The organism is Colwellia sp. E2M01 (assembly GCF_018860585.1).
Lineage (GTDB): Bacteria > Pseudomonadota > Gammaproteobacteria > Enterobacterales > Alteromonadaceae > Colwellia.
In genome coordinates this window covers 1-25,128 of the sequence record NZ_JAHKPR010000070.1, presented here as the reverse complement: position 1 = coordinate 25,128, position 25,128 = coordinate 1, and the positions used below count along the sequence as shown (strand labels likewise).

General features: G+C 38.7%; 20 protein-coding genes. 5 read left to right on the top strand and 15 right to left on the bottom strand.

Annotated elements, in window-relative coordinates; translation table 11 throughout:
- Positions 1–100: 100 nt before the first annotated feature.
- The 7 genes from KO502_RS13565 to KO502_RS13535 all read right to left on the bottom strand — a co-directional run bounded on the left by KO502_RS13565 (position 101) and on the right by KO502_RS13535 (position 6,861).
- Complete coding sequence (locus KO502_RS13565; RefSeq protein ID WP_216023100.1) at positions 101–1,024, bottom strand: DM13 domain-containing protein; 924 nt, start codon at positions 1,022–1,024, stop codon at positions 101–103.
- Between the two features lie 461 nt (positions 1,025–1,485).
- Entirely contained in the window at positions 1,486–3,018 is a 1,533-nt protein-coding gene (locus KO502_RS13560) for a tetratricopeptide repeat protein (protein ID WP_216023099.1), read from the bottom strand.
- A gap of 10 nt (positions 3,019–3,028) precedes the next feature.
- Positions 3,029–3,682, bottom strand: coding sequence for a hypothetical protein (locus KO502_RS13555; RefSeq protein WP_216023098.1), 654 nt, complete (start codon positions 3,680–3,682; stop codon positions 3,029–3,031).
- 8 nt (positions 3,683–3,690) lie between these two features.
- On the bottom strand, positions 3,691–4,098 hold the full coding sequence (locus tag KO502_RS13550) for a biopolymer transporter ExbD (protein ID WP_216023097.1): 408 nt from the start codon (positions 4,096–4,098) through the stop codon (positions 3,691–3,693).
- A gap of 2 nt (positions 4,099–4,100) precedes the next feature.
- Complete coding sequence (locus KO502_RS13545) at positions 4,101–4,592, bottom strand: MotA/TolQ/ExbB proton channel family protein (RefSeq protein WP_216023096.1); 492 nt, start codon at positions 4,590–4,592, stop codon at positions 4,101–4,103.
- Complete coding sequence (locus KO502_RS13540) at positions 4,589–5,989, bottom strand: MotA/TolQ/ExbB proton channel family protein (protein ID WP_252730767.1); 1,401 nt, start codon at positions 5,987–5,989, stop codon at positions 4,589–4,591. The genes KO502_RS13545 and KO502_RS13540 overlap by 4 nt, the downstream gene beginning before the upstream one ends.
- The gene (locus tag KO502_RS13535; protein WP_216023095.1) at positions 5,989–6,861 is read right to left on the bottom strand and encodes a DUF3450 family protein; all 873 of its coding nucleotides are present in this window, start codon (positions 6,859–6,861) and stop codon (positions 5,989–5,991) included. The genes KO502_RS13540 and KO502_RS13535 overlap by 1 nt, the downstream gene beginning before the upstream one ends.
- A gap of 298 nt (positions 6,862–7,159) precedes the next feature.
- Here KO502_RS13535 and KO502_RS13530 point away from each other — a divergent pair, with 298 nt between their 5' ends.
- The 3 genes from KO502_RS13530 to KO502_RS13520 all read left to right on the top strand — a co-directional run bounded on the left by KO502_RS13530 (position 7,160) and on the right by KO502_RS13520 (position 11,500).
- Positions 7,160–9,394 carry a TonB-dependent siderophore receptor gene (locus tag KO502_RS13530; RefSeq protein WP_216023094.1) on the top strand — a complete coding sequence of 745 codons (2,235 nt, stop codon included), beginning with the start codon at positions 7,160–7,162 and terminating at the stop codon, positions 9,392–9,394.
- A 131-nt stretch (positions 9,395–9,525) separates the two neighbouring features.
- Positions 9,526–10,206, top strand: a complete 681-nt coding sequence (locus tag KO502_RS13525) for a Fe2+-dependent dioxygenase (protein ID WP_216023093.1) — start codon at positions 9,526–9,528, stop codon at positions 10,204–10,206.
- Positions 10,207–10,342: 136 nt separating this feature from the next.
- Positions 10,343–11,500, top strand: coding sequence for an MltA domain-containing protein (locus KO502_RS13520; protein ID WP_216023092.1), 1,158 nt, complete (start codon positions 10,343–10,345; stop codon positions 11,498–11,500).
- Positions 11,501–11,713: 213 nt separating this feature from the next.
- Here KO502_RS13520 and KO502_RS13515 read toward each other — a convergent pair whose 3' ends face one another.
- The 5 genes from KO502_RS13515 to KO502_RS13495 all read right to left on the bottom strand — a co-directional run bounded on the left by KO502_RS13515 (position 11,714) and on the right by KO502_RS13495 (position 20,705).
- A complete protein-coding gene (locus KO502_RS13515; RefSeq protein ID WP_216023091.1) occupies positions 11,714–15,922 on the bottom strand; it encodes a cobaltochelatase subunit CobN in 4,209 nt (1,402 codons plus the stop codon).
- Between the two features lie 561 nt (positions 15,923–16,483).
- Positions 16,484–16,789, bottom strand: a complete 306-nt coding sequence (locus KO502_RS13510; RefSeq protein WP_216023090.1) for a DUF2149 domain-containing protein — start codon at positions 16,787–16,789, stop codon at positions 16,484–16,486.
- Positions 16,776–17,378, bottom strand: a complete 603-nt coding sequence (locus KO502_RS13505) for a MotA/TolQ/ExbB proton channel family protein (protein ID WP_216023089.1) — start codon at positions 17,376–17,378, stop codon at positions 16,776–16,778. The genes KO502_RS13510 and KO502_RS13505 overlap by 14 nt, the downstream gene beginning before the upstream one ends.
- A 70-nt stretch (positions 17,379–17,448) precedes the next feature.
- The gene (locus tag KO502_RS13500) at positions 17,449–18,579 is read right to left on the bottom strand and encodes an HmuY family protein (RefSeq protein ID WP_216023088.1); all 1,131 of its coding nucleotides are present in this window, start codon (positions 18,577–18,579) and stop codon (positions 17,449–17,451) included.
- A 47-nt stretch (positions 18,580–18,626) separates the two neighbouring features.
- A complete protein-coding gene (locus KO502_RS13495; protein WP_216023087.1) occupies positions 18,627–20,705 on the bottom strand; it encodes a TonB-dependent receptor in 2,079 nt (692 codons plus the stop codon).
- Between the two features lie 139 nt (positions 20,706–20,844).
- Here KO502_RS13495 and KO502_RS13490 point away from each other — a divergent pair, with 139 nt between their 5' ends.
- On the top strand, positions 20,845–21,141 hold the full coding sequence (locus KO502_RS13490) for a hypothetical protein (protein WP_216023086.1): 297 nt from the start codon (positions 20,845–20,847) through the stop codon (positions 21,139–21,141).
- A 60-nt stretch (positions 21,142–21,201) separates the two neighbouring features.
- Positions 21,202–21,915, top strand: a complete 714-nt coding sequence (locus tag KO502_RS13485; RefSeq protein WP_216023085.1) for a heparan-alpha-glucosaminide N-acetyltransferase — start codon at positions 21,202–21,204, stop codon at positions 21,913–21,915.
- On the opposite strand, the gene KO502_RS13480 is transcribed toward KO502_RS13485, so the two are convergent.
- Genes KO502_RS13480 through KO502_RS13470 form a run of 3 tightly spaced genes read right to left on the bottom strand, consistent with a single transcriptional unit; the run spans position 21,907 to position 25,004 of the window.
- On the bottom strand, positions 21,907–23,685 hold the full coding sequence (locus KO502_RS13480) for a GMC family oxidoreductase (protein WP_216023084.1): 1,779 nt from the start codon (positions 23,683–23,685) through the stop codon (positions 21,907–21,909). The two genes, KO502_RS13485 and KO502_RS13480, sit on opposite strands and share 9 nt — an antisense overlap.
- Positions 23,682–24,416, bottom strand: a complete 735-nt coding sequence (locus KO502_RS13475; protein ID WP_216023083.1) for a gluconate 2-dehydrogenase subunit 3 family protein — start codon at positions 24,414–24,416, stop codon at positions 23,682–23,684. Before KO502_RS13475 ends, KO502_RS13480 begins: the two co-directional genes overlap by 4 nt.
- A gap of 12 nt (positions 24,417–24,428) precedes the next feature.
- The gene (locus KO502_RS13470) at positions 24,429–25,004 is read right to left on the bottom strand and encodes a thioredoxin family protein (protein WP_216023082.1); all 576 of its coding nucleotides are present in this window, start codon (positions 25,002–25,004) and stop codon (positions 24,429–24,431) included.
- Positions 25,005–25,128: the final 124 nt, after the last annotated feature.

Sequence of the window (25,128 nt, the reverse complement as noted above, 5' to 3'; positions counted from 1 at the left end):
TTCCAAACAATATAAAAGAAGTAAATTACTTGGGATTATGCCTGATTTTGGTGCAGCTAGCTAGGTATTCAGTATTGCTTAATAATGGCATAACGAATAATTAAGGTGTAAAGGTCATTTGGCCAAAATTAGCATTAAAATCAACACACCAAACACTTAACCCTGTTAAGTCATCTAAACTTTTATTCTGTGGCAAGGTAATGGTTATTGTACCATTGTTGTATTCTGTACCCGTGAGTTTTTCACCTAAAGAAAAAGCATCTGCAGAGGCGTAAGCGTGGTCTATTGCGCCATAAAAAAACACTTCTGGACCGCCACCATCGTAGCTAAATTGGCTAATTTCTATAGTGCAATCATCGATAATGGTGGCTTTACCAGAGACATTGTGTGCTAAGGTATTGAAAAATCCGCTATAGCCAACCTTGCTATGACTTGTTGTGCAGCTTGTCATCTCGCTGTTATTAATTTTAGCTAGGGTGGTTTGAAAATGGGTAATCGCATCATCAGCGGTTATTAATGTTTGTAGTGCTGCGCCATTGCTAGCGATTAATGGAGCAACTTGTTGATCAAAATCTGTTGCTGAAAAGTCTAGGGTTAACTCAGTGGCTAACTGATGCACGCTGTCAGAAATTTCAATACCGTTACTAGCATCACCATCAGTATCAAGGCTTTGCAATAAACGCAGTAAATTAACTACGGATTTATGGTTAATATCATCGGTTTGATATAGCGATAAGGGGGTTAAGTAAAGCTTGGCTGCGGTACTTGGTAATTCAATGCCGCCAATGGTAAAGGTAATAAACTCATCGGCTAAAAAAGTGAATTCGCCTTGTGCGTTGGTTTTTCCGCTTTGTGTCACTGTTTTATAGTTTAGCCCTTGTACGGCTGAGTCAAGAAATACACCAGTGAATGACTTTTGCTCTACCGCGGCTGTGTGATCATCGTCTGAGCCACACCCCACGAGGGCGAATATTAAAAGGTTAGAAAATAATAAACGTGAAGTTTTTACTTTATATTGCATCATATTGCCCGTATTAGTGAATAGTTATTAGTGTTTACTATATGACCTGATACGTGCATAAATCATTCATAAAAAATAGGTTATTTCTTAAAAATATAAATAATCTGTTTTCTTATCGCTAGCGCAATTTACGCTAATGCTTGAGCATTATCTTGTAAAGTAAGCTCGTTTATAGGTTTTGTTGAGTTTGTTGGTGCCTCACTTGTCACTCCTTGATTAAAGCGTATAGCTAATTTATCTATCGAGGTAATAAAGCCGGTTGCAAAGCTAACAACAAATAATATGCCCGCGGGAAACCCTACCCATCGGTGCAGTTTTATTAAAATTTATTCATGACTTTATAGGTCGTTAAGGGTCGTTATCTATAATCGTGTATAGAAACGAAGCTTTATGATGCGACCTCTGTTTGTCTTTAAGTTATAGGCGTAATTTTAAGTTACTGATTTAGTATGTTAAAGACAACACTAACTTTGGTTACGTACAATATTTTTTAATGACTTTATATTTGCCAATACGTCACGACGTTCAGGGTTCATTTGTACCACTTGGCGTAGTAATTTTATCGCTTGTTCATAAGCTTGTCTGTCTATTTCAAGCTGTGCGTGACCTAATAATGCTCTTTCTTTGTAGTCAGTAAGTGCTTGCGCACGTATGTAGTATTGTAAGGCTTGTTCGTCGCGGTCTTGGCTTTTAAGTAATGCCGCTAAACTTAATAAAGCTTCGCCATGGGTTGGATTGTAGTCAAGAGCATGTTTTAAGCGTTTTTGGGCGTTAGTTATTTTGTTGTTAGCAATGTCCATTTGCGCATGATAAACATCAAACTTGGCTTGATAATTATCAGGTAAACTTTGTTTACTTGCATATTGGTCAACTGCATTGAGTAAGGTAGTTAATTGTTGCCAGCGTTGTTGACTAGCTAACCAAGCACTAATGTCGTCGACGGTTGCGATATCTACCTTTGTACTAGTTGTTGATGAAGCTTTGCCTTGCCCAAAAAAGCTTGGTAAATGCGTTGCTATAATTTCAACGGCTCTATCTGGGCTGCCGGCTTGAATATGTAGTTTTGCTGTAGAAGCAAGATTTTCTACATCATTATTACCAAGCATTAATGCCATTTCTAAACTAGTAATAGCTTGCGGTAAACGGTTTTGTTTTAATGCAAGTTGCCCACGTTGCAACCAAAGTTCGCTATTTTCTAGGTCAGATTGCAACATTTCTTCGAGCAAGGCTTGAGCTTGATCGAACGCATGGCTATTTAATAGCGCATATAACAAACCTTGTTGCCATTGTTTGTCGGTAGGTGCTAGAAATAATGCACGTTGATACCCTGAAATTGCACTTGCTGCTTGTCCAAGTTGTAAATTTACAAAGGAAAGTTGCCCTAATACTTGTGCGTCTTCAACACCAAATTCTATAGATTTTTTTAAATGCACTTGTGCTTTTTTATACGACTTTTTAACCATGTACACCATGCTTAAACTGCGGTGTGCTAAGGCTAAATTAGGAAATTCAGTTAACGCTTGTAATAAGCTTTTTTCTGCGCCGTCGTAGTCTTTTTGCATTAACTGTACTTGACCACGCAACTGCCATAACGCCGCGCTGTTATTACTTGGATCTGCGTTAACGTCTTCCTGAATGTCTCGCTCGGTAAAAGCCTTGATAACTGCACTGTAATCTTGTTTTGCTAATAACGGTTGAATTTTTTCGGCAAAGCTTCGTTCATTAGGCTTGATGCGTGCTTGTGTTTGTTTTAATGGTTGGTTTTCTAATAAAAATTGCCACTTAGGTTGCTGCAAAGTCACTTTAATATTATCGCTTTCAATGCTTGAATTAGCGGCATGAGCAGAATGAGACATCAGTGTTGCGGTAACTGTTGTAGCAAGGGTTGCTGAAAAAAGTAAGGCAAGGCTTATTGATGAAGCGGTGTTGCTAAAGTGACTACACTTTAAAAAACTACGCGTCAGTGAATTAAGCTTGTGGGAAGAAAAAGTCGGCATAATATTCTCGTTATGATGTAATTTCTACGGGCCAAATAAAGCGAGCACGTACATTTTTATTGTCTTTTTTAGGAGCGCTAAAACGCGTATTGCGTATTAAACGGATAATTTCAGGTTTTAGCTCAGGGTGTGGGTTTTCAATAATATTAATTAATGTCAGTTGACCTTTTTCATCAATCATCACATCTAATTTAATTAAAATATTTTTAATGCCGCGTCGCACTAAGCTTTTGGGTAATTTAATTTTTAACGGCGACAGTAATGTCGGTAAACCGTCTAAATCATTTAAATCAAAAGCTTGCCAGTCTATTTCGAGTGATTGAAATTGTGGTGTTGCGGTTGATATTTCCAGTAACTCAGGCTTTTTCATTTGTAGCGTTGGCTCAGCCATTGACATTTGTATTGACGGACCTGCGCCCTGTACTTGTAGATTTAACGGTGTTTCAACAACTTGTTGCGATGGTGACGGCGGTGGAGGTGGCGGTGGTGTGGCCGGCATAACCGATACTTCACGCACCATCACTTTAGGCTCAATAGACATTGTTGTGTTACTGCCAATCCACAATATTAATAGCGCTGCGCAGAGTATTACTAAACTCACCAAACTCGACACTAGGTGCGGATTCATTTTGGTTTTAACAGGCTTGTTCGCGGTAATAGTCATGCTCAACCTTATGGCGCTAATGCAGCTAAGTTAACTGACACAGCACCAGCAAGCTTGGCTTCATCAATTACTTCAAGCAACAATTGGGTTGGTACATGCTTATCGGCTTGAATAACAACTGGACGCTCTTGGCTGCGTAGTAGTTGCTCAATAGTGCCTCTAATACCTGCAACCCCAATAGGATTGGAGTCATAAAATATTTCACCGTTGTCGGTTATCGCTAATAATATTACTGTTTTTTCAAGTTGTTGTGCTGTCATGGCTTGAGGCTTGTCTACTTCAACCCCTGTTTCTTTGACAAATACTGTAGTTACAATAAAAAAGATTAATAAGATGAACACCACATCAAGCAGTGGTGACATATCAATAGACTCATTATGTTGTTGTTCAAGCCTGCGCTGTAATCTTGTTGGCATAGTTAAGCAGCCTCTACAGCAGAGTAATCAGTATTAGCAGCATCATTTTTCGTGGTAGCTATGGTTGGCTTATTTTGCGCATTACTTGCTTTATTGTCGCTATTAATTACCGTGTTCTCTGCTTGTAAGCGGTCTTTGGCTTGTACTTGAGCACGTACCCAAGATTGTAAAAGCCAACCAGGTACAGCACATACTAAACCAAGTTGTGTGGTTAATAAGGCGTCTGAAATACCTGAACTCATCAATTGGCTATTAGCGCCTTGGCTTGCAATGCCGGCAAAACATTCTAGTAAGCCGACAATAGTGCCTAGCAAACCTAATAAAGGTAATGCACCAATTAATATGCTAGTAAATTCATGTTGGCTATGCTCTGAGCTATTGTTGGCTTCAGCTTGATTAAGCATTAAATATTGATGAAATAATTGCTGATAACAATATAAGGCGAGGGCGATAATTGACCAGCAAATAATGCTGTTAGCGATTTGTTCTATCATGCGTTTGCTCCTTCAATGTTGCTTGTTTGAGTATCTGCTTTTTGTTGCTCGTCAGACTTACTCACTAAAATGGCGAAATTCTCTAAATCGGCGTAATAGGCTTTGGCTTTGCGTGATAGCACGGCATTTAAAATTAACGCTGGAATAGCCACCACTAAGCCTAATTCGGTAGTAACTAATGCTTGGGCGATACCACCAGAAACCACTTCAGGATCGCCCGAGCCAAATAAAGTCATCATCTTAAATGTTTCAATCATGCCGCTAACGGTACCTAATAAACCTAAAAGTGGTGATATTGCTGCGGTAATCGCAATAGCGCTAATACGTTTATCTAATACGTGCTTACATTGTTGTAGCTTGATAAATAATAAGTCGTCACGTTGGCTTGATAAGGCATGGGTGGTGGTAATATCAAGTAAGTCTCTTTGCATACCTTTAATAGGTTTTATTAAGGCTTCGTTTGTGGCGCTATCAGCTGATTTATTTTGTACTAAGGAAACTAAAGACGATGGCGCTAAATGCACAAACTTAGGTAAACGTGCTAGTTGCACTACTTTCATTAAGGCAATAATTAATGCGAATAAGGCAAATAATAAAATAGGTACGGCCCACACGCCGCCTTTAATAACATGGTCTACTACACTTTCACTTTGTTGTTCGCGAGTAATAGCTTGACCTAATGTTGGGTCAAAGGTTATTTCTCCGTTTAGGGTATTGCGTAAGGTGGCAATATCATTACTGTTACCTAAATAAACATCATGTTGAAATAACGCATTTTCTTCTTTGCTAACTAAACCAGCTTGTTCAGAGGCTTCATCCCAATACCAAGTAATAGGGCCTAAGGTTAAGGTTGGGTTTGTTATCATTTCGCCGTTTGGCATTACAACTTTTTGTGTTTGCCATTGCGGGAAAAACTGTTGATTAAGTTTTTTACTGTGATCAAGCACTAAGGATAATTGGCTACTTACATCACTTTTATTAATGGCTGAAGTAGTACTTGTTTTGGCAAGGTTGGCGTTTTGTATATATCTATGTAATAAGTTTTTCTGGAAAAGATCTTGTTGCTTCCAAGTAGAAAGTCGCTGTTCAAGTTTGGTAATACTTAAGGTTTTTTCATCAGCAAGTCGTCTTGCTACCGCTGTTTGGTTACGTAATTCAATAACCTCGCGTTCTACTTTGTTGAGTTTTTTAGCTAACGCTATACGCTGACTACTCACACTTTTTTCTACTTTGGCTAAGCGCTTTTTAGCTTGGCTGATTTTATTGATTAACTGACGTTCAATTGATTGAGAATCAGCGGCAGTAGCACTGAATGTGCCTAGTAGGCTAAATAATAAAACTGTTAATAAGGCGCTAGTCGGTAATTTTAATTGATTCATTGGCTTAAAAATACTCATTACTTGGCTCCCTGGTTTTGTGTTTCATTTTGCTTAGCACCGAAGGGCTGTGCCTGTAACACCATAGGTAAAGAAACAAAGTCAGCTTGTTTTTTCTTTTCAAAAATTGCGATAGCTTTATTTATTTTGTCTTGATCGAGGTTCTCGTCAAAATGCCATTGCCAGCCTTCAGGCGTTGCTTGTCCCCAACCTCGGTATTCACCGTTAGCGCTGGTAAACCATGCTTGACTTACGCCTAAATAAAATTGCTTCACTAAAATTTGTTTGTTATCAGCGGTGTTTGGCGCGGTTAATGGCATTTCGTATACCGAAATTCGTTGGTCAAACTCATTTAATTTCGCTAATTTCGCTAAACCAACCTGTAGCTGTAAAGAAGCTGTTGGCTCGGCGTCTAAAACGTCGTCTTCACTTTGCCAAGCATTAATAAGTGGTGGCGGTAGCATGTCGTTTAATTGCAATAACTGCTTATTAAATGCGTTTAATTGCGTGGTTAGCTTGTCTTGTTGTTGTTCAAGATCGCCTTGTTGTTGCAATAACTCACTGCGCTTTACGTCTACTTGCGCTTGACTAGACGTGTCCTCACTTAACATGCGTGTTAATTGTGATTTTTCTTCGTTTAATAACGTTAATTGTTGCTCAAGTATGGGTTGTTGCTCTTGCCAGTCACGTTGTAACTGTACACTTTGCTTTTCAATGTTTAGCCATTGCTGGGTTAACTCATCAATTTGCGCTGTGTCTAAGGCAAAAGCAGACAAGGTAAATAAGCAGCTAAAGCAACCGCCAATTAATGAACCCGTTTTAGCGCTAGGGCTAATATAAAGTAGGGGAGTAACTACTTCTTTAAATACGGCGCCAAGTGTTTTTTTACTCAAAAGAACGTCCTCAATACGTAGGGTAGCAACAGCCTTTTTAAAGTGCTGAATGTGCCAGTGTCTAAATTCGAGCGCAATAATACACAAAAAACAATCAAAACACAAATAAGAACGATTATCATTTGATCTTGTTTTAATCTTTGCTATGATGCGTCAGAAATTTAAAGTATTTGCTCAAAACACTTTGAGTAAAAATTAAAATAAAAGCAACAATGTCTTTTCTAACTTATTGATAATTATAGTTAAATAATCGTTAGCAAGAAATGGTAAATTCAAACAACATAGAGGATTTTAAGTAATGAAGAAGAATTTAGGGACAGTATCACTTAACCAAAAAGGTTTTAAGTTAAGCGCGTTAACATTAGTTATTGCCGCAACATTACCAGTTAAAACAGTATTTGCTGAAGAAATTAAAGAACTAGCAACATCAAGCGCTTCAGCAGAAGCTGAACAAAGCTACAAAGTAGACAGATCTACTTCTGAAAAATACACACAAGAATTAGTAAACACACCAAAAACTATTACCATTATTTCTGAATCTGTAATGAAAGACCGTAATGTTGATAGTTTACGTGACGCACTACGTAGCGTTCCGGGTATTAGTATGGCTGCCGGTGAAGGTGGTGCACCAACGGGTGACAGCATGTCTATTCGTGGTTTTAACGCTAGCAACAACGTTATGATTGATGGTGTACGTGATATCGCAGGTTACAACCGTGATACTTATAACGTTGAAGCGATTGAAGTAGCTAAAGGCCCTGGCTCAGCTATTTATGGTCGTGGTGCTGCGGGTGGTGTAGTTAACTTAGAAACTAAAACAGCTAAATTAGATGACTTTGCCGATGTAAGTTTACGTGTTGGCTCTGAAGGTGATTATCGTGGTCAAGTTGATGGTAATGTAACTGTTGGTGAAACTTCAGCAGTACGCGTTAACGTTTTAGTTGACGATGGTGAAACGGCCGGTCGTGATAATGTCGAAAGAGCAACCAATGCTATTGCATTAGGCTTTACTCATGGTTTAGGTACCGATTCACGTTTAAGCATTAATGCTGATTATCAAAAACAAGATAATATGCCTGATTACGGTATTCCTTGGGTGAGTAACTACTCAAATAGAGACGATCGTGTAATTGCAGATAACCTTGCTGCTTATGAAGGTGGTACACCACCAGTCGATTTTAGTAATTTTTACGGTAACGTATACCGTGATTTTGAAGATATCGAAGGTTCATCAATCACAGTTAAATATGAAAAAGATATAACAGCAACAACTAAGCTACGTGTATTAGGTCGTACTGGTAGCATTGAAAGACAATCGATTATTAACGCTCCTCGTTTTACCTCTACTACCGATGACACTACCGGTATTACAACTTACGGCGCGGATGAAGAGATTGGTTTGGGCGGTGAAAAAACCCGTGATACTAAAAACTCAATGTCAGTGGTGCAATTTGACTTAATTGGTCAGTACGATCTTGGTGGTATGACCCATGATATCGTTGCTGGTGCTGAGTTTGCTAAAGAGAAATTTGAACGTTGGAATTATACGGCAACCGTTACCGATAACTTACAAACTATCAACACCGATATGTACAACCCTGATAACTTTGTTGCTTATACAGGTAAATATGAACGTACTGATAAAAGTAATGAAGCAACAGGTACAACAACGGCATTTTATGCATTTGATACCGTAACTATTAATCCAGAATGGCAAGTGTCTGCGGGCTTACGTTACGACATGTTCGACACTGAATACTTCTACGACTTAGACGGTGCTGATCCATCACTTAAAGTAGAAACAGATGAAGGTTTTGTAAGCTGGAACTTCGGCTTAGTATATAAGCCAGCTGAAAACGGTAGTATTTATTTTGGTGCGGGTAATGCTTTTACTTCTTCTGCTGAAGATGTAACAGCAAGCACAGGTACTAATTTAGACCCTGAAGAAACAATGAGTTATGAAATTGGTACTAAGTGGGCGTTTTACAATAACGACTTATTGTTAAGTGCGGCGCTTTTCCATTCAGAAAAAATTAATGCGCTTACTGAAGACCCAGACTTTGCTGGTGAAGATATTCTTGACGGTGAGCAAAGTGTTACTGGTTTAGAGTTAAGTGTTGTTGGTCAAGTTAATGAAGACTTCTCTGTAACGGCAGCATACACTTATCAGCAAAGTGAAGTAACTTCTGCTTCAGGTGCTGATGCAGTACAAATTGGTTATGAACTACCAAGAACGCCTGAAAACTCAGCGTCATTATGGGGTCACTACACTATCACTGAAAAATTTGCAGCAGGTTTAGGCGCAGAGTACGTGGGAGATCGTTACAACAGTTCAGATCCAGGTGGTCGTGAATTAGCTGATGGTTATGTGATTTTTGATGCTATGGTATCTTACCAAGTTACTGATAAGTTCCTCGTTCAAGCTAACGGTGAAAACCTAACAGGCGAAGAATACGTTGACCAACTTGGTGGCGGACACTTTGTACCGGGTGATGGTCGTTATTTCAGTATCAATGCAAGCTACTCATTTTAAGTAGAAATACATAGGTAGCTTATTCAGCGATCATAGTATACTTAATTGATTTTTGAATAAATCGCACAAAATAAAAATTGACTCTATTTAGGTAGAGTCAATTTTTCTGTTTATAAAGAGGAATTATCACCGTGTTACTTAGAATCCCAAACGTACTGAACAAAGAGCAAATTAAATACATTAAAGACGCTATGTTGCAGGCTGATTGGGCTGACGGAAATATTACTGCTGGCTATCAAAGCTCACAGACTAAAAATAACTTACAGTTACCTGAAAACTCAGCTATTGCTATAGAAATGGGCGATTTAATTTTATCGGCACTCGCCAAAAGTAATATGTTTATGTCGGCGGCATTACCGTTAAAAATATTCCCACCGTTATTTAATTGTTATCAAGGTGGCGGTAATTTTGGTGTGCATATCGACAACGCAATTCGCCAAGTACCGGGTACGCCAGTAAAAGTTAGAACTGACTTATCAATGACCTTGTTTATTTCTGAGCCAGATGAATATGAAGGCGGAGAATTAACCATTGAAGATACCTACGGCTCACAAAAAGTAAAACTTGCTGCAGGTGATATGATTTTATACCCAGCAACGAGTTTGCATCATGTAACACCGGTCACTAAAGGGCGTCGATTAGCCTCATTCTTCTGGTTACAAAGTTTAGTAAACAGCGATGAAAGACGTAGTATTTTGTACAACATGGATACGGCAATTCAATCATTACGCGCGCAAGTAAACGACAGCCCTGAAATTGTGCAACTTACCGGCGTGTATCACAATATGCTACGTCAATGGTCGCAAACTTAACCATAAAAGCGCTAGCCTCTAGTGTTATTAAAACTAACCGTAGAATTAACGGCGAAATAGCACATATATAACCCGTGATGAGCGTGATATATTAGCGTAAACACTTAATTCATCTTGGTTTTTATGTTGGTATGTTATGCGCTATTTTAGTTTTTGTTTTCTCTCCGTTGTTTTATTACTGTTATTTACTTCAATACTCACGGCAACTAAAAGCCTTGCTCAGCCTCAGTTTACTTTGGTAAAACAAACAGACTTTAACAGCCTTAGACAGCTTAATTTAAACGCTATTGATTACGCTAGCTTGTGTGAAGTTGCATATAATACCCAGCAATATATTGAACAACACTCTGATGATGATTTTGCTGTTCATGCCGGCGAAACACTATTGCCTTTTAGTAATAAAGCTCGTGTTACTGCGACGTTAGCATTTATTTGTGATATTTATCATCAAGATAAAGCTAACAACACTAATCGTTTAGCGGATATAAATTTTTTAACTAAGCATTTTGACTTTTATCGTTGGCTGCCTGATCAAGCCAAAGCCGAAGCTATTGCCCAAAAAAGTACCAACAAACGCAAAGCAGAAATGCTGCGCGCCATTCCTAAAGAGCAATTGTTTTTAACCAAGTATTACACTAAGTTATTAACGGGTAGCCCAGTAAAAACAGAAACTTATTCACAAGCATTATATCAATTACCAGGTGATGAAAAAGACCTAACGCTGGCGGAAGCTGAACTGAAAAAAGCCAGTTTAACCCGTTATCAATTTACCCGTCAGCAGGTTATTTCAGGCGTTTTAACCGCTAAAAACTTAGCTAAGCCTTTAGTGTGGATAACAGAAGAAGCTTTACATGATGTGTTATTACAAGGCACAGGCGTGTTAAAGGTTAATGGCGAAATTCGTTATTTTAATGTACATCGTAATAACGGCATTGCTTATGATTATGCTTTGGGTAAACGTGAACAAGCACGTTATTGGTATTTTGCCGAAGTACCTAGCATTATGGGTTACGGGAAAGATTTAGCCAGTAAAATAGCCATTAAGCCACAAGTGAGTTTTGCCGGTAATGTAAAACAGCTAGGTTTAGGACAATTAATTTTAGTGGCAGGTAACTCCCCAAAAACCGACTTTGTTCGGTTAGGAGTATTAGCCGATCAAGGTGGCGCTTTTGATGATAATTTATTTCAGTTAGATTTATTAGTAGATAGCTATCAAGGTTGGACTGATTATCATCAAGCTAATAAAAACTTGCCTGATTACAACAATGCTTGGTTGTTACTTAAGAAGCAATAATGGTTGAAGTCATGACAGAGGAAATTATAAATTCTTAACAAATATGACAAATAAAAAGACGACATTACTGAAGTAGTAATGTCGTCTTTTTACGTTTTACGTCATCTTCGAAGTGTCTTGTCGAAGATCCATTAACTTGAATGCAATGGATCCCCGATTAACACACCACGGGGATGACGTAGTTGAGACAAGTGCTTAATTCAAACTAAGCAATTATTTTAAATTGACAGGACGATTAGCTGCACGTCGTTGATAAATACCGCCTAAAACTATGATTAACAACATTGCGCCAAGTGCTTGCCAAACAAAGTTATCTGGTTCAACTTCATCTTGGTTGCTTTGCTTCTCAAGTTTTTGTCCTTCAACTTGTTCAGTAGGATTAGATTCGTTTGCTTGAGCTTGCTGTGTGTCTAACTCTTTTTGCTTCATTTTCTCAATGGCCATGTCTTTCATGCTTTTAGCATTTTGCATTGGTTGTAAACCAAAACCTTTCGCTAACTCGTTTGCATGGTCACGCACTGAGTCATTAAGTACTATCAGATCGTATTTTTCAACAAACTCAATATACTTCTCAACGATTGACTTCAAACGTTCAGGATCAGTTTCCCAGTAGTCTTTACGCTCAGCTTCAAGCATGCGCTCCATCATGTGAGCTAAGGCTTTCGGGTTTACTTCTTCAAACCATTCATCAAGTCCCATGTCTAATTTGTCGTTCACGTAAATGTCGGCAAACTCGTCCCATTGGTCGTCACGAACAACATCAGGGTCAACAACTTGCCAGCCCCAGAAGTTGTTTAAGTTACCCGACATGGTAATTGCGCCGCTGTAACCTTCTTTTTGCATTTCGCTGATCCAACGCTTATGGAAGTTACGAGTACGTAATTCTTTAGCAAGCATGTCAGCTGCCAATTCCATTTTGCCTTTTTTGGTATTACGCAAGTTGCTGATCATCATTTCAGGGCTTTTGCCGTCAATGTTACGCACTGCTAACGATAGTGAACCAAAGTATTCAAACGGGTCATCTGAGGTGATCATGCCGTACAGGTTTGATGAACGAGAGAATAGAGCAACGTCAGTCCCCGATAATTGCTTAGCGTAAAGGTTGTCTACTTCTTCACCCCAGCGAGAAGAGTCGGCACCAAAGTGTTTACCCATAGTGGCTAGGTAGTTATCAGCAATTTTTTTGTCGGTTTCCCAAGTATCACTGTTCATGATTGGACCATCAACACCAGAGCCGTAATCACCAAAAGAATTTGAGAAAATACGTACGCTTGATAAATATTCAGCTTCGTCTGCTTCTACGCCTTCTGCGATTAATTGCTCTTTCACTTTTTGAGTGTTTCGCCAAATAGGATTACTTTCTTCTTTTAATTCAGAAAGTTCTTTAATGGCTTTGGCAAGCATAAACATTACGTTAGGAAACGCATCGCGGTATAAACCTGTTGCCGATAATACTACATCAACACGTGGACGTTTAAGTTCGCTATAAGGAATAATTTCAGTACCAATAACGCGACCATCTGGGCTCCATTTTGGTTTAATACCCATAGCATAAAGCGCTTGGCTTTCTAACACACCGTAATGACGCATTGCTTCAACCGACCATAAGGTGAATGATAATTTGTCTGGGTATTCACCATGTTTTTGGTAGTAGTTGGCAATAACTTCTTCAGTTAACTCTTTACCTTGCTCATAAGCCGCTTTAGTAGGTAAACGTGATGGGTCAAAACCAATAAGATTAAAACCTGTTGGTAATGATGCAGGGTTACGAATTGGGTCACCACCATTTTTAGGGCTAATAAATTCATTGTTTAAACCTGCAACTAAGTTGTCTAACTCTTGAATACTAACAATGTTTTTGTAATATTCTTGCGCTTGTAAAACATAAGGTTTTATCTCTTCAGATAAATCATTAAAATCATGTTCGGTAGCGTGTACAACATAATCATGAAGAGTTTTATAACCAGCGGTTTTTGATAGGTCTTCTTTAACAAAGTGCATTAAACCATCAGAAATATCGTCATGAGAATTAACTTTTCCTTCTTCGTGGTGATCATTTTCGTGATCGTGCTCATGATCATCAGAAGAATGACCATGATCATGCTCGTCTTCAATTTCGTAGTGATCTTTCTCAAAATCAGAGGCAACAGTTAAAAACTCAGCCCCTAACATTTGCCCTATGGTAGAAATAACTAAACGCTGCTCAGATAATTCACCAAAGGTATGTAAACCTAATGGTTGGTTAGTCGCGGCTAGTTCTTCAAGGTAACTATGTAAATCTTCTAAGAAGGTATCAAAGTCGGCATTAATTTGTGCTAACTCGTAGTTTAAGTCTTTACATAAATTTTCTTTGATACAAAAATCAATAATTTGCTGCTTAGTTTTTTCTTTTACGCCACCAGTATCAATATGACGATATTGGTCAACGAGTAAATGCATATCGGCAGTAACGCCTTGTAAACCCGCAGCTGCAAAAGGTGGAGTCATGTGACCGACAGTTACCGCATTACCACGACGTTTTGCCTGCATTGCTTCACCAACATCGTCCACAATGTACGGGTACATAATAGGTAAGGTACCTGTTGACAAGTTTGCACCGTCGTAACGAGATAAACCACGGTCTTTACCCGGTAAATATTCATGGGTACCGTGAGTACCTAAATGAATAAATGCGTCACTGTTCCAGTATTCGCGCGCATAAAAATACGCCGCTAAATAATAGTGGTTCATTGGTATTTTGGTATTGTGATATAAGCTTTGCTCTTTATCAGCACTGTCACCACGTGGTGGCTGGCGTAAAATTAACATGTTGCCGTTACGAATACGCGGAATAATAAAGTAATGTTTGCCGTTGCGGTTAATTACCATGAAGTTATCTTCAGGTTGTCCCCATTGGGCATTAATGCTGTCAACGGTTGCTTGCGGTATTGTTGCTAACCAAGCTTTGTATTCTGATACAGGCAATAATTCAGCTAAATCGTCTTCCAATAAGGCTTCTAATTCAAAGTCACGGTAGAAAGGATTTAAAATAGGGTTTACGCGGTCAATAAAGTATTGTGCGTCAACTTTGTCGATAGTGTAGCCTTCGTCGTTTAAGCGGTTGCTAATAGACGCTAAACTCTCCGGTACGTTTAAGAATGACGCGCCCATGTCTTGGTCGCCCCAAAACATAGTGGTTAATCTTTTCTCGCTATTTGGAGTATGTGCCAGTTTAGCGTAGTTAATTGCGCGTTCTACGAGAAAATCTAATTGGTAATCAATCACTTCTACTTGATAAGTTTGTTGGTTTCTTGCCGCAACTATCATTGGGTCAATAGCACCTGCTGATTCAGGTAATACCAACATAAATGACATCATGCCGGGTGCAATACCTGCTTCGCTTGCTTCCCAAGCTTTTTGGTCACCATCGTAATAAGTTAACGCTTGTATAACAGGTACACCGAATTTTTCAAATTCAGCTTTACGTTTACTTGCCCAGTGAATATTACGGAAATTGATAATAAGGTCTACGTCTGCACCTTGTTTACTCGGCGTTAGTTGTAATAGTTGTGAGTAGTCGCCACTGCGCGGGCTAAGTTCAAAAAAGAACGGCATAACAAACGCACCTTTCGCTTCAAGACGGCTAATAGTTTGGTCAACCACAGTAGTTTGTTCGGTTTCAATTGAGGCGCGTTGCATTAGCAAAGCGATTCTTACTTGGCCTTCTTTGGGTGCTTTCCAAGTTTGATAACTTGTTAATGAGTCACTCATTAAGTTTGGTTGATTTGGGTGATAAATACCTTGGCTTGGGAAGATAATAGGTGCTTTTACGGTAAGTTTTTGTGCGTTAGTTAGTGCTAACACATCTTTTGCTAGGTAATCTAAAAGGTTGGTTAAGTTGGCACGTCCTGCGTTGTCCCAATAGGTGTAAACTGTATTTAATTGATCAGCAGTAACATCTTTTAAGCCGCCAGAGTTACCAAGATGAAAAGCAAGTAGCTTAGTGTTAGCGCCACTTGCTGTTAACATAGCAATGCTTGGCACTATGCTTTCATAAGTTTTTACTGCAGAGTTAGCTGATACCGAGTCTAAAATTACTAGGTCGTATTGGGCAAACAAGGTTGCCGCTTTTTCATTGTCGGTTAAGGTTTTTGATGATTGTTGGCTAATAGCCCAATCAATCGTTGTGCTAGCATCAGCAGCTTTTTTTAGTAAAGCGACTTTGGCCTTATTTGAGTGTCTGCCACTGATTAATAATACCTTGGTGGTATTTTCTGTTTCAGCCGTTGCTGAGGTGTCTGATGTTTTGCTGTCATTTGCTGCCGCGCTAACATGGTTAGACGTGACAATAACAGAAAACAAAAGACTTACTATCGCACTAAGCTTAACGAATGAACGCCAGCTAGATACTAATAGGTTTGATATGTTATCTATAAATTTCATAAGTTACTTATCTGTAAGTTAAGTTGATAAATTAATGTGTTTTCTGGTTGAAGCTTATTTTTGCTTGAGCCATCGGTAATCAATCTTGCGCGATTAAAATCCCGCCTACGGCAAACACCTGTAGGCGTTAACTTGTCGGGCTTTGTCTTTATTCAACTACGAAGTCTTTTTCCGAAGAGCCAGTTACTAAGAGCAATGGATCTTCGACAAGAGCACTCGAAGATGACGTAAAGCTTATTCTTGTTTGAGCCATCGGTAATCAATCTTGCGCGGTTAAAATCCCGCCTACGGCAAACACCTGTAGGCGTTAACTTGTCGGGCTTTGTCTTTATTCAACTACGAAGTCTTTTTCCGAAGAGCCAGTTACTAAGAGTAATGGATCTTCGACAAGAGCACTCGAAGATGACGTAAAGCTTATTTTTTACTTGAGTCATCGGTAATCAATCTTGCGCGATTAAAATTCCGCCTATGGGCACACACCTGTAGGCGGGAACTTGTTCGCGCTTTCGCTATTTCTATGATAATGCAGCATAAAGCTCAACTACTTATCGTAAATTAAGCCTATTCGGCTACGTATATTATTGAACCGTCCGCCATTTCGTATGCCGTACCTGCTTTTTTACCGCTACCCGATCCTGTTTTTCCTTCGCTTTTAAAGCTTTCAATTTTATTGCCTTTTTTAACAATAATTTCCATGTTCTCTTTGCCTTCGTTTTTAATGACGGTGACATCTTCGGACATGAAAGGATTCAGTGGGTTTTGTGCAATGGCAATTAATAAAGCGGCAACTAGTACTAAAAAAACGTCAACTAAGTTAACCACCGATAACGCAGGATTAATGCCTTCGTCTTCATCAAGCAGCTTCATTTTGGGTATCTACTTTAGTTGTGGTGTTAATTGTATTGGCTTGCTGTTGTTTTGATTCTTGCAATAATGGTGTTAACGCAACTAACTCTTCTGCTAACCAACGTTTTTTTACACTGGCAATCCAAAAGGTAATTGAGGCGATAACTAAACCAAAAATAACCGCAGAAAAGGCCACGATTAGGTTTTCACTAATCCCTTGAATGTTACCGTCAGCTAAACCTTTAAGGGCAGGACCCATAGGTACCATGGTGGCAATTAAGCCTAGCATTGGTGCTAAACGGCTTACGTTTCTTACGCCTTCTAATAACGTAAGGGCATTAACGTCAAGCTGGTCTTTGCTTACTTTAGGGTAACTATTAGCAAGTTGTGCAAGTGGATAACCTACTAAGTTTAATTGGGTATTTTCACCAAGCTCACCGTTAAGTAGTTGGTAAAATTGTTGGGTGTTTTGTTTGCGCTGTATGCTTTGCATGACATATTGTCCTGTCGCAAACAGTGAATAGATAAATAGCCCAGCAATTAAAATAAGTACTGGTGCCATGAAAAGTTCAGACAGTTGATACATTGCCTGTTCAAGTTGATAGATCATAAATGCTCTCGGCGTTCGCTTAGGACTAAAGCGATTACCGTTAATCCGTTACGGTAATCGCCCTTAAAAATTACTTCAGAGCTTCAGCTCTAAATGAATAGTTGCCAGACGCCGCGTCCGCATTGTAATAGCTAGTAATTTGTAGTTTATAACTAGCTGTTGCAGTGTTAATAATATACACACCGTATTGAGACCAAATAATATGACCACCGTCTAATCCGTATTGATACCAAGGTAGTGTGTCAAATGCGCGTACGTTATATTCGTTTTCTTCAAACTCGTAATAACGTAAAGCTTCTATATCGATAGCGTCGTAAGTATTGTCAAAATCTTGCATTGCGGTTGCGTCATCAGCCAGGTTGATTTCAAAGCTAGCACCCGTTTTAGCTTCGTTACAAGGTAAGGTAACGTCCCAGTTATCACTAGCGCTAACTACTTGTCCTAGCTCAAAATCAACATAAACACCGTCAAAACCAGCACAGGCTGAAGCAATATCAATAACAACGTCAGACTCAGCAGTTGCAAAAGCGGTGTCTACATCTGTTTGGTTGCTATAAGTTAAGGTGATTTCTGTTAAGTCAAGTTCTGAAGTGGTGATTGATGTTGCTCTGAATTTTGAGTAAGTGCCATCAGAATCAACAATAAATGCGTGCGTATCATCGGCTGTTACAACGTGAGTAGTCGTGTTGTATACGTAAAAGCCATCAAGGATTCTATTATTTTCATCTACGATAAATGATGTCTCGTCGCTAGGTACATCGGCAAGCATAACGGCTTCGAAGTCTTCTAACTCAGTTTCAGGGGTTGCATTGATAAATGAATTCGCAATGGCAGCGCCTTCTTCATCAAAAAAGTCACTATTGTTTCCGGTGAAATAAACAGAAACAGGTGCGTCAGCATCTGCGTTGTTTAAGTAAATATCCGTACGATTAAAAGCGATGTCCCATTGGGTATCTGTTTTCGCTTCTTCATCAGTTAACGTTACTACTTCCATGGTGTCCAAATCAAAGTAAACAGAAGCGGGTATTGATGCCGTACCTGTCGAGTATGGACCATAAATTATAATTTCTTCATCGCCATCTATAACGTCTTCAATTTGATCTACAACGTCATTTAATTTTTCTTCTGTATCACTGCTACCACAAGCAGTTAAAGCCAATGAGGCAAGTATTGATGTGAGGATCAACGATTTATTATTCATTTTTATTTCCTTAAAGTTTAAATGTTATTTGTATAAGTTAAATAGAGCTAAAGTTTGTAGGTGATACCTAATGAAACAAAACGGCTGCTAACAGGTCTTGCATCAAATAATTGTTCGCGTACGGCATCAGTATCTTGATGTTCATCTAATATATTTTCGAGCGTTAAACGCCATGAAAAATGCTTACTGAATTGATGACTTAATTTAAAGTCGATAGTGAACCAGCTGTTATTCAAAGTGCCGTTTTCAAAGCCTTCAGTTGGTACGGCTTCATCTTTTTGATATACCAGATACAGCATACTGTTAATATTATATTTGCTAGGGGTGTAACCAATACTTGCTTTAAATTGGTGTTTTGGTCTGCCTTCTAAGCGAACATGGTTGTTATCTTTAGCACTAACATAGCTATAATTTAATTGGCTTTGCCATTGTGAATAGTTAGCTGCTACCGACCAGTCAAAACCTTTTAAGATGGCTTCATCAATATTGGTATAAACTGAGATGTCTAATGCTTCTTCAATTGAACGTTCTGGATCGGTAACTGAATCAATCAAGTCTTTGGCTTGGGTATAAAATATATTAACGTCTGAAGTAAAATCAAAGCTGCCTAAGAGAGATTCTTCAAAGCTAGTTTCAAAAGTTAATGAAGTATTCGCGGTAATTGATGTTTCTGGGTTTAAGTCTTCGTTACCATAAACTTTATAGCCTAGAGAGCTATGATCAAATTCATAAAAGCGCTCTTTTAAGGTCGGTACTCTATAACCTTGGCCAACACCGTAGCGTAGTTTAAGCTTGTTTTCACCCGTTAATAAATTATTCATACCGCTTACACGAAGCGCAGAATTAAAGCCAAAGCTTGAGTCGTCTTGTACTCTTAAACCTAATAAGTATTGGCTGTTTTTATTGATCCAATTAACTTGGCTAAAAGCTTCTATGCTTTCTTTGCTAACAAAAGGAACCTCTTTACTGCCGTCATCAACTTTAGTTTGTTCTAGGGTATCTTTATGTATTAAACCACCTGATACAATTTCGAGCTCGGTAGTTGACCATACATATTTACCATTAACTTCATATAAACCGAAGTTAGCATTACGTAAAGATCCAGTTCCGCCGCTAGTCTCTTGGTGTTCCATTATTCGACTATTTACTTGCCATTGACGTTGGATTTTATCGTGATATCTATTTAATTTTTGGCTTATATCAAAGTCAAACTGCTGTTGTTGAACCTCAGAAATGTAATGTTGATAGTTACTTTGTCCAGCTATACGCCCAGTATTTTTATCTTTTTCTTCATCGAAGAATTGGTATTTAATTGCAGTATCAAGTGACCCTATTTTCCCTGAGCTTGCTAAGTTAATAAAAATCTTATCCAATGAACCAGCTGGTGTTGAGCTATGGTCATTATCATAGTCAAAACCCGGAGTATGTTTGAGTAATGTATTTACTTGGTGGCGCCAATCACCCGTTAATAAGGTTGCACCTAATCTTGCTTGATGTGAATAAAGATCATCTTCAAGACTGTTCTGTGTATAACTACCCACTTCATAACTAAGGTTGAGTTGATTCTCTTTGCCTTGATTGGTAATGATATTAATAACACCACCCATAGCTGAGCTGCCATACATTACCGAAGCTGCGCCGCGAATAACTTCAATTTGTTTAATGTCTTGGGCGCTAATTTGGTCAAGGTCAACTGCAGCACCAGTTGGTGATATTAACGGTTGGCTGTCTAATAAAATTAAAACATTATCGCCATCAAAACCCTGCATTTGCACGTTATAACCATCTTTTTGGTTTCGAGTGACGACAACGCCCGGTATAAAGTTAAGTGCTTGGGCAATAGTGCCTTGAGTAAGCAAGTTTATTTGTTCTTGCTCGATAACTTCAACTTGTACAGGTGAGTTTGCTAATAACTTAGGGGTGCGAGTACCAGTAACAACAATCACTTCATCTGCTTTTTTCTTAGTTGAATGGTGTGCGGGGTGGTGTGATGAGTGCGTTGTAGACTTCTCTTCTTGTGCAATAACTGCGGTGCTAAAAAGATTAGAGGCAGCATAAATTGCTAGAATTTTAATTATTTGGTTTGAATATAGGTGCATTTTGGGGAAGGGTTTAATGTAAATCATTATCATTTGTAATAATTGTACGTAGATGCAATCGGTAGATCAAGTGATAATTATTCGTGTTTTCATTTGGTTTTGGGTTTTGTGCTGGTATATTAATTAGGTTTACTCGAACTAACATTGATTTATAAAGGATTATTAGATGTTAAAAAAAGAAGATATAAAGCCAATACACTGGCCAAGTTTATTTTTATTTATTATTGCGACTTATACAGTGTTTAGTGGCGTTATGAATAATGCGGGATCAGAAATTTTGATGGGTATTGGTTTTGCTTTTATTGGTTACGGCAGTATTCGTATGCTTCCTGAAAACCTATTTACTCAAGCAATTGCGACGACCAAATTACCAAAAAGAGGCAGTCGTAAAATAGATAGTATTTTGTTTTATACGGGGTTTGGGTTTTTATTGTTAGGTGTATTACTTTCAAGTAGTGTTTAATAGCTTGTTGTAAATAAGGTTGTTGTTATATTCCCATGCTAATAAGAAATTACATTAAAAATGATAGTAAAGAAAAGAAATTACAATGTAGATCTAATTCGTAGTATAGCCATTTTATTAATGGTGATTTTTCATTTTTTTTATGACTTAAAGTTTTTTGGTTGGGTTGATTGGTATGCATACGATAACCAAGGCTGGAAAAATTTTCGTTGTGTGATTTTAACGTTATTCTTTATTTGTGTTGGTGTTGGGCTTGTTTATAGTCACGGACGAAAAATTAACTGGCAAAGCTTCACTAAACGATTAGTTAAAATAGCAATTGGGGCAGGGGTAATTACCACAATATCATTGGTTATGTTTCCGCAGCGTTGGGTGTTTTTTGGTGTATTGCAGTTTATTTTTGTTGGAAGTCTATGTGCTGTATGGTTTGCGTCCTCCCCTAAACTCTCTTTAATTATTGGTTCAGTGATTATCTTGATAGGAAATTTAGGCGGTGTAGAAAGGCACTGGCCTTTTGTATATATTAAGGAATACTTACCTGACTACAGTCTTGATTACATTGCAATATTTCCATGGTTAGGGGTTATCTTTGTCGGTATATTCTTAGGCCATAGCAAGTACTTAAGCTATGATATTTTTCAGTTGAACAATCTAAAAAATGACAAATTAATGCAAGGCTTAGTTTGGCCTGGTAAGCACAGTTTGGTTATTTATTTAGTTCATCAACCTATTTTATTCGCTGTATTAACGCCATTTCATTGGTGGTTAGGTTAGGCTCAACCACTGTGCTTTTATTTTATCAGCAACACGAAAGGCATTGGCGTAAATGGTAAAAGTGTAGGGCACGCTACCGCCTGTTGGCATAAACGAACCGTCGGTAACGTATAAGTTATCAACTTCATGGGCGCGGCAGTCTTTATTCAATACCGATGTTTTTGGATCATCACCAAAACGACAACCACCGGCCATTAAGTTAGTAGCAGGCGCACCACTTACCGATGAGGATATATTGGTAGCACCTAAAGCAGCCATTAATTTTTCTGCTTTTTGTGATAAATACTCACCCACTTCTAAATCATGCTGATGATAACCAACACGTACTTTAGCCACCGGATCGCCCCATTGGTCGGTAACTTCTTTATCTAAGGTAACAAAACAATCATCGGTGGGTAACCAATCGTTAAATACCTCAAAACGTAATGTTTTATAGCTAGTAAATTCTTTTTTAAGGCTTTGCTTTAAGGCTTCGCCCCAGATTAATTGGTTATTACCTTGTTCATCTATTCCCCATTGTGTACCGCGGGAGCGTGCTATTGGATTTTGATGAAACAAAAAGTCGATAGTGCCGCCTTTTGCTTGTCCTTGGCTATTTGCGCCGGTAAAGTTTTTATCTGAAATTTGATACCAGTCTTGTAAAGCGCGGTTAATAAAAGGTCCCACTTGTTTGAGTTCATTGACTTTTTCAGGAGTTAAATCAGCGTAATTAAAATCACCCCGACCGACCCCACCGCCAGTAAATAATAAATTTTTACCGACTTGTCCGTTGTTATTAGCTAAACCGTTAGGGAATTTTTTACCGGTAGAGCTAAGTAATAAACGTGAGGTTTCAACCGCTTGACAAGCTACTACGTATATTTTTGCGGTAACTGATTTTTTGCGACCAATACTGTCGTAATAATGCACGCCGGTAATTTTGCCGTTATCGTCACTGGCAATTTTATACACTTTGGCATTGGGTAATATGGTGCAATTACCTGAGGCTACCGCATGATTTAATAACGCCGCTCTACCGCTACCTTTTGCGCCTGTTGAGCAACCGTAACTACTACAATAACCTGAGTATTCACAGTTACGTCTACCCATAGCAGGTTGCGATAAAATAGCGCGTGGCACAGGAATAGCGTGATAACCAATCTCTGTTGCCGCTTTATCTATCCACGCTGCAATAGGGACTTCAGCAACGGGTGGATAAGGGAAGTCAGTTGAGCGAGGCTCTTGATGTGGATGTTTAACTACACGACCTGAAACACCGACTTCACGCTCTACTTTAGCGTAATAAGGCTCAAGTTCATCGTAAGTTATTGGCCAATCGGCGACATTCGCACCTTTTATTGCACCAAATTCAGATTTTAAGCGAAAATCTATAGGCTTCAAACGATGAAAATAACCACTCATAAAGTTTGATGAGCCGCCAACTACATTACCATTCCACCAACTCCAACCTGAATCACTGGTTTTTTCACCGTGCCAAAAAGGCTCGTTGTTTTCATCAAGATACTCCTCTTCAATAACGTGTTGCTCATCAGTTAATTTGGGGTTGTAAGCATCGTGAATGCTGATGGTAAGTTCGTCTTTGAAGAATTCTTTTTCGGTTAACCAAGGGCCTTTTTCAAGTACAACTACTTTAGCACCCGCCAGTGATAATTGATGAGCGATAGGGGAGGCACCAGCGCCGCTGCCAATGATACAAATATCGTAACTTACGTCTGAATTCGCTTCAGGATTATCTTCTAAATTACCTTCTAAATTATCGCTTTGACTCATGTTTTTCGAGTTCCTGAATGGGTACTTCTAGCGGTAGATACTTTACGTTTTTGTTGATAATTAACGTGACTGATTAGATCGATACGTGCGCGTTTAGGTAGTTCAAAGTAACGTTGCCCTTGTTCAGGCAGTGGAAAACCAGCTTGATGTTCTAGCCATTGCCAGCCAATACCCTTGGGGTTTCCGCCGTAACTCGGTGGTGCTAGCATTGCTTGGAAAATATAACCAAGCAGGGTGTTTAGCCAGTTTTTACCCGCGCGAGATTTACTGATGCCACGCAATAATTGCTCTTTATCAGCAAAGCTAAGTTGCGCGAAGTTGGCAGACTTTTCGCTCATTGCATAACCATTTAACCAGCCAACACCCTTAAGAATGAATTCTTTTTCGTCTTGCGGTGTGGGCTGCACAGTCATTATTTGTACTAAGTAAGCGGTGGCATTGATATCAATTGCACTGGGTCCTGTGGGTGATTCAGGTAATAAATGATTTAACGTAGCATCAAGCGTTAACCAAGGATCGGTTTTAACCAGTTCATTTAATTGAAGCTGTGCTGATTGACTAAAAGCAGCAATGCTAAATGCAGATAAGCCTGACATTACGCTAACACCTGCTGCCGCTTTTAAAAAATGACGTCGGTCATTGGTAGCATGTTTTTTATGTTGTTGATTAACAATAAAAGCGGGAGTTTTATAATGCTTATCAAAAAATGAACGACACTTATTTATATTCATCAGTGTGGCTTATTATTGTTCGCTGGCAGCTGTATTTGAAAGTAAAGCCGAGGCAAGGGTATTTTGCATTGACCATTGTTCTAGGAAATTCATCCACTGCGATTTTGAATATTCGTTATTTTCTAATAATTCGGCGGTATCTTTCGATAACAGCATCTTCCCTTGTGCATTTGATACATATATATGTGGATAACCAAGTGTTGGTGGTAATGATTTCATAAAGGCTTCATTTTCATTACTGTCACTAACATTCACTTTTAATAACACATATTGGTTGTGTAGAGCCTTATACACTTCAGGGGTATTTGTTAAGAAAGTATCCATTTTATGACACCAAGAACACCAATTGCCGCCAACTTCAATCAACACATGACGATTAGTTTTTTGGGCAAGAGCAAGTGCCGCATTGGCATCGGAAAATGGGTCGCGTTTATCATCATAAATTTTACTGTAAGTCGGTAGCTGTTGTGTGACTTCATGAGTAGCTAAAGCTGTTAAAGGCGGAACTTTAGCACTAGCAAAAGCACATAATAATGCATTTGAACTAATTGTTAGTAATGTAATAAATAACAGTAAGGTTTTAATCATTGATTCAGGTATTCACTTATGTGTTTATTAGGTTAGGTACTTCGTGTTTATACCAATTTGATTAAATTTCTTCCCAACTCAGAGCTATGCTCGATGTGCAATAACAAGGCGAATTTGTTTAGGT